The organism is Nocardiopsis sp. NPDC101807 (assembly GCF_044766605.1).
Classification (GTDB): domain Bacteria; phylum Actinomycetota; class Actinomycetes; order Streptosporangiales; family Streptosporangiaceae; genus Nocardiopsis; species Nocardiopsis tropica.
This window is the reverse complement of the sequence record NZ_JBIWMK010000015.1, coordinates 13,402-28,419: the sequence shown is the minus strand read 5'-3', so window position 1 is coordinate 28,419 and position 15,018 is coordinate 13,402. Positions and strand designations below refer to the sequence as shown.

24 protein-coding genes are annotated in these 15,018 nt (G+C 68.6%); 9 read left to right on the top strand and 15 right to left on the bottom strand.

The window, feature by feature from the left end; genetic code table 11:
* The first annotated feature begins 12 nt into the window (after positions 1-12).
* The 9 genes from ACIRPH_RS31050 to ACIRPH_RS31010 are packed head-to-tail and all read left to right on the top strand — an operon-like array spanning position 13 to position 5,613.
* Positions 13-1,281 (top strand): hypothetical protein, encoded by a 1,269-nt coding sequence (locus tag ACIRPH_RS31050; RefSeq protein WP_402920993.1) that lies wholly within the window; start codon positions 13-15, stop codon positions 1,279-1,281.
* Between the two features lies 1 nt (position 1,282).
* On the top strand, positions 1,283-3,151 hold the full coding sequence (locus ACIRPH_RS31045; RefSeq protein WP_402920990.1) for a hypothetical protein: 1,869 nt from the start codon (positions 1,283-1,285) through the stop codon (positions 3,149-3,151).
* Positions 3,152-3,159: 8 nt separating this feature from the next.
* The gene (locus ACIRPH_RS31040) at positions 3,160-3,348 is read left to right on the top strand and encodes a hypothetical protein (RefSeq protein WP_344175576.1); all 189 of its coding nucleotides are present in this window, start codon (positions 3,160-3,162) and stop codon (positions 3,346-3,348) included.
* Between the two features lie 8 nt (positions 3,349-3,356).
* Positions 3,357-3,656: a hypothetical protein gene (locus tag ACIRPH_RS31035; protein ID WP_402920986.1), complete on the top strand. Its 300-nt coding sequence runs from the start codon at positions 3,357-3,359 to the stop codon at positions 3,654-3,656.
* Complete coding sequence (locus ACIRPH_RS31030) at positions 3,653-3,874, top strand: hypothetical protein (protein ID WP_402920983.1); 222 nt, start codon at positions 3,653-3,655, stop codon at positions 3,872-3,874. Before ACIRPH_RS31035 ends, ACIRPH_RS31030 begins: the two co-directional genes overlap by 4 nt.
* Positions 3,875-3,887: 13 nt before the next feature.
* Positions 3,888-4,160 (top strand): hypothetical protein, encoded by a 273-nt coding sequence (locus tag ACIRPH_RS31025; RefSeq protein WP_402920980.1) that lies wholly within the window; start codon positions 3,888-3,890, stop codon positions 4,158-4,160.
* Between the two features lie 60 nt (positions 4,161-4,220).
* Positions 4,221-4,376 (top strand): hypothetical protein, encoded by a 156-nt coding sequence (locus tag ACIRPH_RS31020; RefSeq protein WP_402920977.1) that lies wholly within the window; start codon positions 4,221-4,223, stop codon positions 4,374-4,376.
* A complete protein-coding gene (locus ACIRPH_RS31015) occupies positions 4,373-5,212 on the top strand; it encodes a CHAP domain-containing protein (RefSeq protein ID WP_402920975.1) in 840 nt (279 codons plus the stop codon). Before ACIRPH_RS31020 ends, ACIRPH_RS31015 begins: the two co-directional genes overlap by 4 nt.
* A gap of 47 nt (positions 5,213-5,259) precedes the next feature.
* Entirely contained in the window at positions 5,260-5,613 is a 354-nt protein-coding gene (locus ACIRPH_RS31010) for a hypothetical protein (protein WP_402920972.1), read from the top strand.
* 46 nt (positions 5,614-5,659) lie between these two features.
* On the opposite strand, the gene ACIRPH_RS31005 is transcribed toward ACIRPH_RS31010, so the two are convergent.
* The 15 genes from ACIRPH_RS31005 to ACIRPH_RS30935 form a co-directional block, all read right to left on the bottom strand.
* Positions 5,660-6,022: a DUF6221 family protein gene (locus ACIRPH_RS31005; RefSeq protein ID WP_402920969.1), complete on the bottom strand. Its 363-nt coding sequence runs from the start codon at positions 6,020-6,022 to the stop codon at positions 5,660-5,662.
* 110 nt (positions 6,023-6,132) lie between these two features.
* Positions 6,133-6,936: a hypothetical protein gene (locus ACIRPH_RS31000; protein WP_402920966.1), complete on the bottom strand. Its 804-nt coding sequence runs from the start codon at positions 6,934-6,936 to the stop codon at positions 6,133-6,135.
* 96 nt (positions 6,937-7,032) lie between these two features.
* Positions 7,033-7,713: a phage minor head protein gene (locus ACIRPH_RS30995; protein WP_402920964.1), complete on the bottom strand. Its 681-nt coding sequence runs from the start codon at positions 7,711-7,713 to the stop codon at positions 7,033-7,035.
* Positions 7,710-8,015: a hypothetical protein gene (locus tag ACIRPH_RS30990; RefSeq protein WP_402920961.1), complete on the bottom strand. Its 306-nt coding sequence runs from the start codon at positions 8,013-8,015 to the stop codon at positions 7,710-7,712. Before ACIRPH_RS30990 ends, ACIRPH_RS30995 begins: the two co-directional genes overlap by 4 nt.
* 49 nt (positions 8,016-8,064) lie before the next feature.
* On the bottom strand, positions 8,065-8,646 hold the full coding sequence (locus ACIRPH_RS30985) for a hypothetical protein (RefSeq protein WP_402920958.1): 582 nt from the start codon (positions 8,644-8,646) through the stop codon (positions 8,065-8,067).
* A gap of 44 nt (positions 8,647-8,690) precedes the next feature.
* Positions 8,691-8,855, bottom strand: a complete 165-nt coding sequence (locus ACIRPH_RS30980; RefSeq protein WP_402920955.1) for a hypothetical protein — start codon at positions 8,853-8,855, stop codon at positions 8,691-8,693.
* A 325-nt stretch (positions 8,856-9,180) separates the two neighbouring features.
* Positions 9,181-9,687: a single-stranded DNA-binding protein gene (locus ACIRPH_RS30975; RefSeq protein ID WP_402920952.1), complete on the bottom strand. Its 507-nt coding sequence runs from the start codon at positions 9,685-9,687 to the stop codon at positions 9,181-9,183.
* Positions 9,687-10,022: a hypothetical protein gene (locus ACIRPH_RS30970; RefSeq protein ID WP_402920949.1), complete on the bottom strand. Its 336-nt coding sequence runs from the start codon at positions 10,020-10,022 to the stop codon at positions 9,687-9,689. Before ACIRPH_RS30970 ends, ACIRPH_RS30975 begins: the two co-directional genes overlap by 1 nt.
* Positions 10,022-10,267, bottom strand: a complete 246-nt coding sequence (locus ACIRPH_RS30965; protein ID WP_402920946.1) for a hypothetical protein — start codon at positions 10,265-10,267, stop codon at positions 10,022-10,024. Before ACIRPH_RS30965 ends, ACIRPH_RS30970 begins: the two co-directional genes overlap by 1 nt.
* Positions 10,264-10,611: a hypothetical protein gene (locus tag ACIRPH_RS30960; RefSeq protein ID WP_402920943.1), complete on the bottom strand. Its 348-nt coding sequence runs from the start codon at positions 10,609-10,611 to the stop codon at positions 10,264-10,266. The genes ACIRPH_RS30965 and ACIRPH_RS30960 overlap by 4 nt, the downstream gene beginning before the upstream one ends.
* Positions 10,611-11,084: a hypothetical protein gene (locus ACIRPH_RS30955; RefSeq protein ID WP_402920940.1), complete on the bottom strand. Its 474-nt coding sequence runs from the start codon at positions 11,082-11,084 to the stop codon at positions 10,611-10,613. Before ACIRPH_RS30955 ends, ACIRPH_RS30960 begins: the two co-directional genes overlap by 1 nt.
* Positions 11,085-11,237: 153 nt before the next feature.
* The gene (locus ACIRPH_RS30950) at positions 11,238-11,939 is read right to left on the bottom strand and encodes a DNA cytosine methyltransferase (protein WP_402920938.1); all 702 of its coding nucleotides are present in this window, start codon (positions 11,937-11,939) and stop codon (positions 11,238-11,240) included.
* Entirely contained in the window at positions 11,939-12,637 is a 699-nt protein-coding gene (locus ACIRPH_RS30945) for a DNA cytosine methyltransferase (RefSeq protein WP_402920935.1), read from the bottom strand. Before ACIRPH_RS30945 ends, ACIRPH_RS30950 begins: the two co-directional genes overlap by 1 nt.
* A 5-nt stretch (positions 12,638-12,642) precedes the next feature.
* Positions 12,643-14,007 (bottom strand): replicative DNA helicase, encoded by a 1,365-nt coding sequence (locus ACIRPH_RS30940; protein WP_402920933.1) that lies wholly within the window; start codon positions 14,005-14,007, stop codon positions 12,643-12,645.
* Complete coding sequence (locus tag ACIRPH_RS30935; RefSeq protein WP_402920930.1) at positions 14,007-15,011, bottom strand: hypothetical protein; 1,005 nt, start codon at positions 15,009-15,011, stop codon at positions 14,007-14,009. Before ACIRPH_RS30935 ends, ACIRPH_RS30940 begins: the two co-directional genes overlap by 1 nt.
* Positions 15,012-15,018: the final 7 nt, after the last annotated feature.

The window sequence follows — 15,018 nt, the reverse complement described above, 5'->3', positions numbered from 1 at the left end:
CTCGTGCTCCCCTTGCAGGAACCCCTCCCTCCGGCGTCGGCCTGGAGGTACTACGCCTTCAACGTCCTCACGGGCGAGTGGCTTCACCGCGAACTCCCCTTGGCGGACGTCCGCTTGACGACGACCCTGTCCGGCCCCGGGCGGATGACCGCCACGATCGACCCCGAGTACCAAGCGCTGAAGACGCCGAGTGACGGCCTGGTCCTGGAACTCTGGCAGACCATGATCGTCGCCGAGGCCAGCGGGCAGCTGCGCGGCGGCGGGATCCTCACGGGCATCACCGCGACCGGGCCGAAGCTCACCCTGGACATGACCGGGGTGTCTGGGTGGCTGGAGGGTCAGCCGCTCCGCAACAACCTCACCTTCGGCGGGAAAGAGGCGGGAACCAGCGGAAACGGCGTCGATCCCCTTGATGTCGTCCGTGCTCTGTGGGGGTGGCTGCAAGGCCAGCCCGACGGCGACCTCGGTGTCACCCTCGACGCGACCACCACCCCGTACCGTCTCGGCGAGTGGCACAACACCCGCGCCTTGAAGGAGGACGGCAGCCTCGGCCCTGCGAAGGAAGTCGCCGCGACGCCGGTCCCGATCGACCGCATCTGGAACCCGGGCAAGGACAAGAAGCCCGTCGGCGCAACCGGGAAGACGGTCTACTGGGAGTACAAGCTCCCGTGGTGGGACGACATCGAGATCGGGCAGCGCGTCACGACCCTCGCGACGCAGACCCCTTTCGACTGGCTGGAGTCCCTCCGGTGGGCCGACAGCGACCGTGAGCACGTGGTCCGCCACATCCACTTCGGCTACCCGCGCCTCGGCAAACGCCTCACCCGCGAGGTCTTCATCGAGGGCGCGAACGTGTCCGAGCTCGTGGCCGTGCGCCGCGACGGCGACGACTACGCAAACTCAATCACCGTGTACGGGTCCGGCGAGGGCAGCAAGCAGCTCCGCTCCACCGTCAGCAAGCGCGACGGGCGACTCCTCCGAGGGAAGTCCGTCGACCGGCCCGACCTCACCACCGTCGCTGAGTGCAAGGCGGCCGCAGAAGAAGAACTCCGCCGCTGGTCGCAGGTCGTCGACATCCTCGGCTTCACCGTGAGGGACCACCCCAATGCGGCCATCGGGTCCTTCGCCGTGGGCGACGACGTCCTCGTGCAGACCCGCGCCGGGTGGATGCCGACCCGCCTGTGGGTGCGCATCACCGCACTCGACATCGCGCCGGAGACGGGCGAGGTCACCGTGACGTGCCGCCGCAGCGACCGCTGCGACTACCCCGGAGGTGCCTGACGTGGATGCCGAGACTCGACGCGCCATCGCTGAGTACGCCCGGGAAGTCGCGAAGCTTCGCTCCGAGGTGACGACTCTCCAGCGCGGACAGCGCGCCGGCCAGCTCGCGAACAGCAGCCTCGAAGAGGGCCAGACGATCGAGGCCCGCGACGAGACCGGCACGCTCCGCGGGCGTTGGGGCTGGGTGGACGGCGCCGTGGGCCTCGTGACGGAGGGCGGCGACCCCGTCAGTGCGCCGACCGCCCCGGCGGTCACCCCGTCGCTCGGCGGCCTCCGTGTCACGTGGGACGGCCTGCTGGCCGGCGACCCCGCGATCCCCGTGGACTTCGACCACATGGCCGTGCACGTCTCGACCTCCAGCGGCTTCACCCCGTCCGCCGCGACCTACGTCGGGTCCATCCGCCGCGCCGGCGAGGGCGGCATGCTCCCCGTCGTGCCGCTCCCCTACGTGCCGCACTACGTAGTCCTCATCCCCGTGACCACCGGGGGCGTGCAAGGAGAGGCGTCGGCTGAGGTGTCCGCGACGCCGTTGCAGACCTCCGGGATCGACCTCGAAGCCGACTCGATCGAAGCGGTGCACATCAAGGCGGGGGCCGTGACTGCGGACAAGCTCGAAGCGCTCCTGGTCCTCGCGACCACCATCATCGGGGGGGTCCCCGGCGGGGCGCGCGTGGAGATCGACCAGGACGGGCTCCGCGGCTACAACACCGGCAACGAACTCGTCTTCGCCGTGGACAGTACGGGCAACGCGGTCTTCTCCGGCGACATTGTCGCGTCCGAGATCTCCGGCAGCCGCTTCTCCCTCACGTCTTCCTCCGGCGCGACCGGCGTCATCGAGGACGTCAGCGGCGTCGTCCGAACCCAGGTCGTCTCCCCCGCAGGTGCGCGAGCACAGCTCGCCTCGACCTCAGGGCAGGCAGAATTCTCCGTGTGGGGGGACGCCGGGTCGTCGACCACGCCGGCGGGCGGCATGCTGGCGACCCCCGGGTCGTGCCAGGTCAACCTCCTCTCCAATGTCACGGACACCGTGACGAGCCCGCTTCTAACCCTGGTCGCCCTGCCCACCGAGGCCCGGGTGCAGGCCCGGGGCGGCACCGGGTCAGACATGCGCATCACCGCACAGGACGCCTGGGCGGGCGTGAGCGCCACCCCGGAGCCGTCTGCCGTCGGACAGCCGCCCGCGATCCCGGGCACCATCTACGCCTTCCGTCGCTCAGGCACGGACGCGCCCACGCTCAGCCTCCAGTCCCCTGTGTCGGCGTCGGGATCGGGCGCGGACCGCCGATCGATCATCCACGTGGAGGGCGCGAACACCGCTCGGCCCAGCACGGTCATCAACCACGCCGCCCGCATCCACTACCTTCAGGGCGAGCTGGTCAGCGGATCCACGGACACCACCACGGACGGCAGCGTCCAACTCGCCGACACACACAGCATCTACGCGGCCCGACACGCACCCGTGCGCGGCGAACTCCTCGGATCGCTGACGTCGTTCTCCACAGGCAGCAGCTTCTACGACTTCCCGTCTGGGACTTTCGCGCCCTTCACCTTCAAGACCGGCTGGTCGGGGCGCATCAAGGTCGAGATCATGATGTGCGGCCTCAACAACGCCTCGGATGCCTCATCGATCGCACTGGGCTTCCGCCTCTCCGGTGGGTCCACCGTTGCCGGAAGCCTCAAACGCGCCGCCTACGTGCGCAGCGCCGGGGCCGGGTTCGGGTCCAGCCAGTCCGCGTATTTCTCGGACACGCTCAACCTCACCGCAAACGCCGACTACACCCTCACACCCCTGTACCGCATCACCAGCGGCACCGTCGCGTACTTCGACACCGCACTCGCAAACCACATCCTCATCACCCCACTCATGTAGGAGAGCCCATGTCAGAACCCACCCCCGAGCAGCCAACCCCCGACCCGGTCGAGCCGCCACCCCTCACCCCCATCCCCGTCGACCCCTCCGACCCGAACCCGCCGGCGGACCTGGACCCCGAGGACCTCGCGCCTCCCGGCGAGGGTGACGACTACAGCGACGAACCGCCGCCCCCGCCGCTTCAGCCCGGAGAGTAGGAGGCCTCTTGGACGCCCTGTCCGCTTTAGCGCCCTTCCTTCAGCTCGGAGCGGGCGGGCTCCTGTCCCTCGGCATCGTCATGATCTTCACCGGGAGGCTGATGCCCGCCTGGACGGTGGACAAGCTGCTGGCCGCACGGGACGAGCGCATATCCGAGCTGAAGGCGGTACTCACCTCTGAGCAGGACCGGAACTGCCGCCAGGCCGACCAGATCACGGCACTCCTCGAATCCGGGCGCACCACCGCGCACGCCCTGGAGGAGATCCGAAAGGTCGCCGCCGACCAAGGACCGGGGGGAGTCTCATGAAGGGGTGGCTCGACAGGATCGTCCGCACCTTCTCGCCGCCCCCGGTCACCTCCGAGGAAATCCACGAACTCGCCGAACGCACAGAGCGCGGTGTGCAGCAGGCCCGCGACCGCGACGACGAGATCCGGGATGTCACGTCACGACTTCGCCGACAGCGTGAACAGAACCACTTCGGACCCTTGATCTGGTCCGCGCTTCAGGGGGAGCCCGATGTATGAGGCAGGAACCGTGATGGCAACCCTGGCGGCCCTGCTCATGTGGGTGTTCGCTCTCGATTACAGCCGTGTCCGCTGGTGGGGCAACCCGGGTGGCCGTCTGGTCATGACCACGCTCGTGTCCCTCGCGCTAGTGCTGACGCTGGTCGCTGCGAGGAACTGGTTCGGGGAGTTCCCCGGGCACGCGCTCGCCCGCCTTGCCGTCTTCACTGCCGCGTTCGTCGCGATCGGGTGGGCGTGGCTGCTGCACCGCAGGGTCCGCCGGGCGAAGCACCGCGCCCCGCGCTAAGCCCGATTTCTCCACATACGCCCCGGCATGCCCGGGGCTTTCCCATGCCAGGAGGCACACGTGACCTCACCCGAGGAAGAGCCCACCGAAGCGTGGGACTCCGTCGAGGAGCGCACCGCCCACGAACGACAGGCCCACCTCACCGAGGCGATCCTCCACCAGACGGGCGCACCCGACGTGGCCACGCTCGTCCAGCCCACCAAGGAGGACGAGTGAGCGCACAGGCGATGATCACCCTCGCCCGGTCGCAGGTCGGATACCGCGAGACCGGCAACAACGACACCAAGTACAACCGCTGGCTCGGCCGCATCCCCGGTTACCCGCACGACGGCTACGGCTACCCGTGGTGCCACGCGTTCCTGTCGTGGCTGCTCGCCCAGACCGGCAACGCCGGCGCAGGGCCGCGCACCGCCGGATGCGAGGTCGGAGTCGGATGGTTCCGCACCCGCGGCCGCTATCACAACACCCCGAAGGTCGGGGACTTCGTCTACTACGGCGCGGGCGGCGGAACCCATGTGGAACTCGTCATCGGCGTGTCCTCATCGTCGATCACCACCATCGGCGGCAACACGTCAGGGGCGCTGAACGGCGCCTACTACAACGGCAATGGCGTCTACCTCAAGAGCGTGTCCCGGTCGTCGACGCGTATCCACGGCTACGGCCGACCCGACTACACCGCCACCGGAACCGGGAGCGGCAACACCACGTGGGAGGACCAGTTGATCGGCCTGAAGAAGGGCGACAAGGGCGAAGCCGTCAAGGCCATCCAGGAGATGGTCGCGCACGCCGGGTTCCGTAAGGCACTCGGCTCGGATGGCGTGGACGGCGACTACGGCAGCAGCACCGCCGAGGGGGTACGCCTCGCGCGCGCCTATGTCGGCTCGAAGGCAGAGAAGGGCTACGGGGACAAGATCACCGGCATCGCCATGGGCCAGCTCATCAGCGCGGTCGCGAAGCGGCAGGCGGAGGAGGCCAAGGGCGGTTCGGCGGCAGTCCCGAAGAACCTCACGGTGGACTCCGTGACCACCAAGCGATTGGTGGTGAACGGATGAGCAACGGCTGGTCCTGGCTGTAACCCACCACCCACAAGAGAGGCCCCATGAAGCCCCTGACCCTGTTCGGCCGTGAGCCGGTCGAGATCCTGTCCATCGTGCAGGCCGCGCTCCTCGTCGGCGTCGCCCTGTCCGTACCCCACCTGACCGAAGCCGCCGTACCGCTGATCGTCGCCTGCCTCGGTGCGGTGTTCGGCGCGGTCCAGGCCGTCATGGTTCGACCCGTCACCCCGGCGGCTTTCACTGCTGTCGTGACCACGGTCGCGCCCCTGCTCGGCTACTACGGGCTCGACCTGGACGCGACCCTGGTGGCGTCCATCAACGCCCTGATCGTGGCGCTGCTCGCGCACCCGACACGGCAGCAGGTGTCCCCGGTGGTCCGCCCCGACGTCGCCGTCTGAGGAACGCAACAACGCCCCCTCCCGTTCGGGAGGGGGCGATTCGTCGTCAGATGTCCTGGATGGTCTTGTAGTCCGGGTGGGTGTCGTAGGCAGCAGCAAGCAGGCGGATGGCCTGAACTAGTCCGGCAGCCCGTTCGCCGTCGGCAGCCCAGGAGGCTTCGACTACCTCACGCTTAGCTGCGATCTCGCGGAGAACCTTGCGCGGCTCGTGGTGGACCATGTGCTGCATCCGGGGGTCGAACACTCCGATGCCAATGTTGAAGTGCTCGTTGGGGAACCCGAAGTCGAACTCACCGTTCTCCTCATCGAAGGACCAGGGCGAGGCCCCGTATCCGTGTTCTCCGAGTGCTTCGAGCGCGAGGGTCTCTTCTTCCTTGAGGCGAGCCGCAAGGAATTCTTCCAGGGTCACGTTCGTGGCCTTCCTGATGGGGGCTTGGCCCGGAATGGGCCGCATTGAAACCCTATGACCCACCCCCCGCATGTTCAACATAATTGCAGGTCAGAGTGCATTCTCGGCCTCTACGCCGTCGCCCGCTCCTTGCAGTTGAGGACGTCCATGATCTCCCCGAGCCGGTACTTCGCCGGCTTCGACCCGGGCACGGCGTGGATCTTCCCCTCCGCCGCCATCTTCCGCACGGCCCGATCGCTGACCTGCCTGCCGAGCGCCCTGCTGGCCATCGCCGCCTCCGCTGCGGTCACCAGCCGCTCCGGCGCCGCCTTCACGGCTTCCTTGACCGCTGCGTCCCGTCGCGCTTCGGGGTCCTCAATCTCGCCCGTGCACCCTTCCGCCCGGCACCACGCCCAATCGGCCCCCGCGAGCCCGTACACCTTCCCCGCGCACTTCGGGCACTCCCCCGCGTAGATGCGCTCGGCCGGCCGGTCCACGCACCTGCGCACTTCCCGCACCGTGTACCGGATCTGTTGCACGCACTCGTCGCCCCACTCCGCGGATCGGATGATGACGCCCTGTCCGTGGAGCCACTGAGCCATCGCGGGAATGGTGTCCGCTGGCGGGGTTCCCCCGCACTGGCCGAGGATGACCCGGCACCAGGTGGACAGCATCGAGTGCAGGTAGCGGCGAACGTCGGACGCGGCCTCGTTGATGAGGAGCGGGATCTCGTCGCCCCCGCCGCGCCCGCCTCCACCGCCTCCGAACCGCGACTGCTTCGCGATCGCGATGTCGAGGTCGACGTCCAGGCCGTGCAGGTCCCCGGTCGCCCACAGGGCGCGCAGGTCCGCCATCATCCCGCCTACGCACGGTGAGCACACCACACCCGAGTCCATCTCGGACTGGCACAGGCGGCAGGACAGGTGGTACGTCATGGAATCTCCCCGTGCGTCGTACTATGTGACCACGGGGAAGAGCGATCTTCTCAGCAGTGGGAGAGGGCCTGCCATCGGGGGATGCGGGCCCTTTCCTTATGTCCGGGGTATGACCCTGCACCGGCACGAAGGGTGAGTGGGCGGAAGGCCCTGGAAGCCGTCCCATAGCCGCCGCGGAACGCCGGGTCCTCTGGGGTTGGCGAACTTCTCGCCGGATGGCACGCGCTTCCCGTTGAGCGCGCCGCACACGGCGCACGCTCGCCCATCCCGCCGGGTGACCCATTCGAGGTCGAGCCCCAGCCATCGGGCATAGGAGTACGTCGCGCTCGACGCCGCTTGGTGGATCTTGGTGATGGCGAGGATGCGCATCCGCCGCCGGAACCGGGCCAGCTCCACGCTCGCTGGCGACGGCGTGACGGGCGCGGTCGTCGTCTCGGGAGGCTCCCCCGCGATGGCGGCATCGATCCTGCGGGCCACGTCCTCCACGACGGCCCTGACGTCCGCCTCAGCCGACGTGGGAAGCGGCTCGACCACGAGCTGACGCATCCGTGCCCGCCTGCCCGCCGCGCCCTGCAACGCGATCTGAGCGCCCACCGTGAACCCCCGCTGCGCCGCACTGCTGACCGCGTTCGTGAGCGCCGCAAGGACAGCAAGGACCGTCGCACCACTGAGCCCCGCCGCGACCGCAGCGGTGATGATCGCCTGGATCTCCTCGTCGGCCTGCGCCTCTGCGGCATCGAGCTGCTCGGCGGGGGTGGTCTGCGTCGGCGTGGTCATCGCAGCCCCTCCCCCACTCGGGAGCCGCACGTCTCGCACCAGTGGAACGCCGGAACGACGAACCCGATGAGCCGAACGGGCCTCAGGTCCTCGTGTGCGCACGTCGCCGGGTCCGCCAGCTGCGGGACGTTCTCCTGGTCCGCGCGTTCCTGCTCTGTCTCGGGGCGAACGCGGAGGATGTGATCGGTCAGTGTCGTCCGCGCCCGGTCGGCCGCCGCCTGTGCTTCCTCGCGGGTGGGCTCGGTGAGTAGCGGACGCCATCCGCCCGGGTGCCTCGCATAGTCGATCTCAACGACGTGCACGGTCGCCTCCTTTTCGGCTTGGGGGATGGTACCCCTGTCCTGCCTGCTCTCATGACGAATCGTCGTCCCGGTCCGCCCACGCGGCAGCCTCGGCTTCGTGATACTCCACATCAAGCTCAGTGGCCTTGCGGTCGATGCTCCCGAGTCGCTTGTAAAGGGCGGGGGCGTCTGGCAGGGGAACGCCTTGAAAGGCGGCTCGCACGACTTCGGAGAGGCGAGCCAGAAGCCCCTGGTGAATGGTCTCGGCGGGCAGGTTCTCCTGCAACATGTAGTGCTTGAAGGTCGGACTGTGCAGGCGCTCGTGCCACTGAATGGCACGCAGGCACTCAGCCTCTACATCTCTGATCAGCCTCTTCCGACGCTTTCCGTGGCCGCGCGGGATTGTGTCGAGGAGGTGTCGCAAGTCTGTGAAGTGGTGCAGGTGATCGTGATCGAACGGCTTCGCCTGCTCTTCAGATAGCAGCCTGAGGATTTTGTCGTAGTGCGCTTGGCGCTCGCGATCGACCTGGAGATTGTTTGTGCGGTTCGCTTGCAAGGCGCCGCCGATCCAGGCGAGAACGGAGCCAGCGACCAGCAGGGCGGGGTCTTTGAGGGCGCGGAGGATGTCGATCAGGGGGGCGAGGATGTCCATGCTTCATCTTCTCTCGGGCGGGGCGGGGACGGTCCGCCCCTTCGTCACTTCGTCTCTTCCATGACTTTCACCGCGACCTCCGCCAGCCGCTCAGCGTCGTCCCGCAGCGCCGCGTAGTCCCCGGTGAGCGACCATCCTTCGGGGGTGACGTCATGGAGGCGGCACAGCTCAGCGTGCAGGGCGACAGTGAGACGGGTCAGGGTGTCCATCAGGTCTCCTTTCCTTGGTGCGGGCGGGGGCGCTACGCTCTCCCGCGAAGCTCTCTGTGAGTTTTCAATCAGCGCGGCGGCGGGCTTGCCACTTAGGGTCCTACGGGACCTGGCCCGCCGCTTGTGCTTTGCCGACAGTCGGGGCAAAGGTCCCGACCGCGCTTGGCTTTGCTGGTGGGTGCCCGCCACCCGTCCTTCCGGGCGAGATGGCGGGCGTCCGATGCGGTGCGCGGGGTGAGCCGGGAACGATGGTCCGTGCCGCAGGAAGCGCACACGACCACGTACACAAGGCCCACCCCGTCTAAGCCACGCAGAGCGGTCATCGCTAGAACGGCGGGTCCGCGACGGTCGCAGGGGAAGCGCCCTGCCCCCACGGGTCGGCCTGCTGCTGCCCACCGGAGAACCCGCCGGGCTGCTGGGGCTGGCCACCGCCGAACCCGCCGCCGCCCTGCTGTCCGCCTCCCTGTCGCTGCGCCTTCGTCACCTTCGCCGTAGCCGACCGCAACGCCGGGCCGACCTCCTCGACATCCACTTCGAACACGGTCCGCTTCTCGCCCTGCTGCGTCTCATACGACCGCTGCTTCAACCGGCCCTGCACGATCACGCGCATGCCCCGCGTCAGGCTTTCCGCCACGTTCTCCGCGTACTGCCGCCACACAGTGCAGGTGAGGAACATGGACTCGCCGTCCACGAACTCGCCCTTCTGCTTGTCGAACGTGCGCGGGGTCGACGCGACACGGAAGTTGGCGACCGCCGCACCGGACGGCGTGAAACGCAGCTCGGGATCGTCCACGAGGTTGCCCACGAGGGTGATCTGGGTTTCTCCGGCCATTAGGACTCCTTGGGGTTGTTGGCGAAGCTGGCTTTCCGGCACTGCGGACGGTCGAGGTGATAGCGAGGCCCCGAGCCGGATGACTGTCCCGGCTGCGGGACCGGGCCGATCCACTGTCCAGTGATCAGGTCGCCGCAGTACGTGCACCAATGGCGGGGCGCTTCCGGGTCGATGGGTTTGTCGGGGTGATCGACGAGAGCCGGATGCCACCCAGTGCGGTAGGCGTCGAGGACGGCGCGACGGACGATGTCGACGACGTCCAGTGGCGCGTCGGTGTGGGTGAACACGAGCTCGGCGGCGAGGTCTGCGCATTCGGCGATGGTCCGGTCTCCCATCACGCCTCCTCGTCGAGTTCGTTGAGCCGCTGCGCGCACTCCCAGGTGTCGCACATGTCCAGCTCGACGCCGTGCGGGCACGGTGCGGCGGCGAGGACCTGCGCTGCGATGTGCGGCCACACGCGGCGGATGGTCTGCTCCAGCTGCCACCGCTGGAACTCCACGGCGACCGAGTTCGGCTGCTTCTCGGGCGGGGCGACGATCGCGGCCATCACAGCAGCGACCTGAGCGTCAGTCGGGGTCATCGGGGGTCCTCTCCAAGCAGAGCGCGGGCGGTCTTCAGGGCGGCACACACCTCGCGTTCGCACTCGCGGGCGTCGTGCTCGGCGGCGTGCTGCTCCAGCCAGTCCGCGACGGCAAGAGCCACCCCCGGGTGCCACAGGGCGATGTGATCGGCGATGGCGGGCGGGCTCGTCGGGCTGGTGTGCGTGGACGCGACGGCGTAGGGCACTCCGATGTTGCCGATGGACTGCGGATAGGGGCTCTGGTCGCGGTTGAGGACGTACCAGGGGCCCCGACAGTCGCCGAGGGCAAGCGCGGTCTCGCGCACCTTCGTGGCGGCTTCCCGCAGGAGATTGGCGTCGGACATCAGGACTCCTCCCCCGCCAGCGGGCTGTCGCTCTCGATCCGCTTCATCGCCGCCAGAACGTCGTGCAGCGCGGTCGCGTACTCGGAATCGAACGGCAGGTCCTCAACGCGCTCTCGGCCGAGCAGGCGCGGGATCTCGGCCTTGAGGCAGTCCCACGCATCGGCCCCAGGAGCCTCATCGCAAAGGCGGAGATTGGTGGCGCGGAGCTCGTCGCGTTCCTTCTCTGCTTTCAGGCGGGCGGTATGAGGGGTGAGCCTCCCAACCCGCTGCACGACCACCGCGAACCGCTCGCTGGTCTTGTTGTCGCGGATCTCGTACTCGACGTAGCTCTCGGCGCTGGCCTCTTCGAGAGACGCACGGGCGGACTCGACGAAAACGTTGGCGAAGGACTCCGGCGGCAGGAGTTCGAAGGTGGCGACGCCGCCCACGATGTTGAGGCTCTTGAGGCGGATCTGGTCGTCGGTGTCGGACATGTCCCCTCCCGGGGCTGTAGTGAGCGTCAGACGCTCAGGAATCTTGAGTCTTACTCGGGGTGCCGACAGTCCCGTAAGGCCGTCAGCGTGCGAATGGAGGGCGTGTGGGATGATCGGGGCGTGCCCCGCCAGATACCAGCTGGCGGGGCGCACCTATGCGGCCGGAAGCATCAACTGCGTCGGCGCCGACGCGACAGTCATCAGCCGTTCGCCGATCCACTCCGTGTACGCCGGCGGAATCGCCTCAGACATCTCGCCGAGGGTCATCCAGTCGATGCCGAGGGCCTGCGACGCCGCGGCACGGTGTCCGCCCTCCCATACGTCGCGGGTTCCGCGGCCGCCGGAGGAGGAACCCCTGTTGCGTGCGTGCCCGCCGTACACGCCGATCACGGGGCCGCCGGAGTGCCGGCACGGCGGCTGGTCGAGAGTGAGGCCGCCGCCGGTCTCGAACAGGCGATGCCTTTGCAGCTCGCACCCCTGGGCGCCGAGGCCGAACATCGTGCCGCACAGGGTGATCGGGCTGCGCATGTGCTCCGCGGCGCCCTCGACGTTCTCCAGCACCCACGGCAGACCCGTCGCCTCCAGCAGATCCCGCGTCGGCTCGATCAGCCGCGGGGCCCCCTTCGCGCCGGGCGCGTGGCGCATCGCCGAATACCCCTGGCAGGGCGGCGACGCGTGCACGGCGTGGAAGTTGTTAGCGATCCAGTTCGGGTCGAGGTCGAGCACGTCGGCCTCGATCACGGGGTGGGGGTTGCGCTTGTGCCGCACGACGTCCACGCCGGTCACGTCCCACCCGGCCCGGTGGTAGCCCATGCCCGCGCCGCCGGCGCAGCAGTAAAGGTCCAAGATCTTCATCAGGCGCTCTTCTCCAGGTCGAGTGCGGGCGACGCCAACAGGGACAGTTGGATCGGAATTGAAGCCGCGGCCATCAGCCGCTCTCCCACCCATCGGGCGTAGGCCGGCGGGATGCACTCGCGGATACCGTCGCGGTTCATCCACGGCACCCCCATGTCGGTGCGCACCTGCTCGACGCCGGAGAAGTTCCCGACGGCGTGGTAGAAGTCGCCGGGCTGGAGAGCGCGGCCCATCTTCACTGTCGGCGTCGCGTGCGGGGCATGGTCGGGCTGCTCCAACACCAGGCCCCCGCCCGCTTCGAACAACCTGTGCCTGTACGTCCGCAAGCCGAACGCCGCACCGCATAAGGTCACCGGGTCGCGCAGCTCCCCGCGGGCTTCCGCGACGTTCTCGATCACCCACGGCCGCCCCGTCGCCTCCAGCGCCTCACGGGTCGGACCGATCAGGTCCGGGTGCTCGCGGCCCTGGATGCGCTGCGCCAGGCTGTACGCCTGACACGGCGGGGAAGCGTGGATCGCGTCGAACTCCGCGCCGTGCTCACGGATGAACTCGACCGCGTCGCCCTGCACGAACCGCCCGGGGAACCGGGCCTCGTACCGCGGCTGCGGGGCCAGGTCTACACCGGTCACCTCGAACCCGACGGCCTCGTAGCCGGCGGACGCGCCGCCCTGGCAGCAGTAGACGTCAAGGAGTCGCATCGCCCTCACCCCTGCGCCATGTCGGTGAAGCGCGAGTAGTGGAGCTGCGCCGACAGCGTCACGACCGCCGTCGGGCCGGAGCGGTTCTTCGCGAGGTACAGATCCACCTCGCCAGCGCGCTCGTGCCCGTCCGCCTTGTCCTTCACGTCGTAGTCGGGCAGGTGCACCATCGCGACCAGGTCCGAGGACTGCTCCAACTCGCCCGAGTCGCGCAGGTCCGACACCCGCGGAATCGCGTCGGGGCGCTGCCCCACCGCCCTGTTCACCTGGCAGAGCATGACCACGGGGATCTTGAACTCCATCGCCACAAGCTTCAACCCGCGCGCGTAGTTGCTGACCTCGGTGTACCGGGACTCGTTCTTCCCCGTCGAGGACATCAGCCCGACGTGGTCGACGACCAGGAGCCGCGGCTTGTGGCCCTTGCGCTCCATCGCCTGCAACCGCTGGCGGACCATGTTCAGCGTGCACTGCGCCGGCGCAGCCACCCAGATCGGCGCCGCGTTGATAGCTGGCCTGACCTTCGCGATGCGCTCCCAGTCCTCGTTGGTGAGGTCGTGGTCGGTGATGCGCTTCCCCGGAACCTTCGCCTCCGCGGCGTAGATGCGCTCCCGGATCTGATCCGCGGGCATCTCCAGCGAGATGTACAGGGTCGGCATCTTGTGGCGGATCCCCGCGTGCCGGGCGATGTCCAGGCCCACCACCGACTTGCCGCCACCGGTCCGTCCGGCGACGCAGATCAGCTGGCCCGGCTTGAACCCGCCACCGATCCGCTCGCCGAGATCGGCGTAGGGGGCGGGCACCATGTTCTCCGTCGACAGCGGCTTCTCCAGCGCGTCGATGAACTCGGCGTCATCCCCGAGCCGGTGCGTGTCCGGCTCCCCCGTCGCACCCGCGGCGGTAGCGGACCGCAGGGCCTCGTCGGCGACCTCCGCGAGGACGGTCGGCTCCCCCTCGCCCTCCCAACCGATCTGAGCGATCCGCGTCCCCGCCTCGATCAGGCGCCTCTGGAACGCCAGGTCCGCGACCTGCTTGGCGTACCAGGTGGCGTTCTGCACCGTCGGGACCTTGTCCACGAGCTCGTACAGGTACGGTGCGCCGCCAACCGCGGTGGCCTGCTTGCGCTTCACCAGCTCCCGGTGCACCGCCACCGGCTCGATGGGCAGACCCAGGTCCGCCATGCCCATGACGGTCTCCAGGATGACCTGGTGCGCGGGCCGGTACAGGTCCATCGGGGTGATCAGGTCCCCCAGGTCCCGCAGGACCCGCGAGTCGAGGATGGCCGCGCCCAGGACGATCTGCTCGGCGCCCACGTCGTGCGGCGGAGTGCTGTCGTCCTGAGGAATACGGGGGGTGATGTCATGAACCGTCATCAGGCGGCTTCTCCCTTGGTGAGTTGTTCAGCGAGGTCCCAGCGGACCTCGGGGCCGTGTGCGGCGAGGAGGCGGCGGGGCACCTCGTCGTCGCCGGCGCGGATGTCGCTCAGGCACGCGGAGCACGCCAGGGGCATGGAGTGCTCCGAGCACTCGGCAGCGGTGCGGCGGGAAGCCATGGAACCGGGGGTGTCGCCGCGCTTTGCGCGCTCGTCGGCGATGGCGTCGGTGAGCCGCCAGGCGGTGATGGCCTTGCCGGTGCGGCCGATCGCGTCGACGGCCCAAGCCGCGATGTCGCGGTCGGTGCCGTTGGTCAGGGTGGTCTCGACGATCTTGCGGACGGCCACGTTGGTCTGGCTGGATCCGACGCCGTACTTCTTGAAGTAGCCGTCAGTGATCTTGCGGGCTTCGATCTGGGCCGGCGTCGGGGGCTTGGACGCCTTCTTCGGCTTGGGCTTCGCGGCGACATCGAAGAGAGTCTCGGGGGCGCCTGCTTCCGCTTCGGCGGAAGTAGTAGGAGGGGTAGGAGGGGTAGGGGTCACCTGAGAAGTGACCCATTCCGCATCTGTCAGGTGACCCATTCCGTCGGATGGGTCACCTGAGAAGTGACCCATTCCTTCGGTCCGATCACTACCTAGGTCCGAATGGGTCATCTGAGGAGTGACCCATTCTTCGGTCCTCTTGCACTGACCCCACAGGCCGTCGTGATCGCGGAGCGGACACAGGTGCGGGATCCGGTAGCGGGCCGTCTGGCCGGGATGGCCGCGGACTTCCCGACCGCCCTCGACCGCGTACTCCAGGGCGCTCTTCTTCATGAGCTTGCCGATGGTGTTCTTCCACGCGGCTGGGGACTTGTCGCCAGCGCGGTGGAGGATGTACGGCGCGTGGATGCTGCCGAACGTCTCTCGGGTCTTGTCGTTGGCGTTCTCGGCGATGACGAGCAGGTCGCTGCGCTCGCCGGACGTCAGCCCGAAGTCGCTCCAGTGGTCGTAGATCTCGACCATCAGGCGC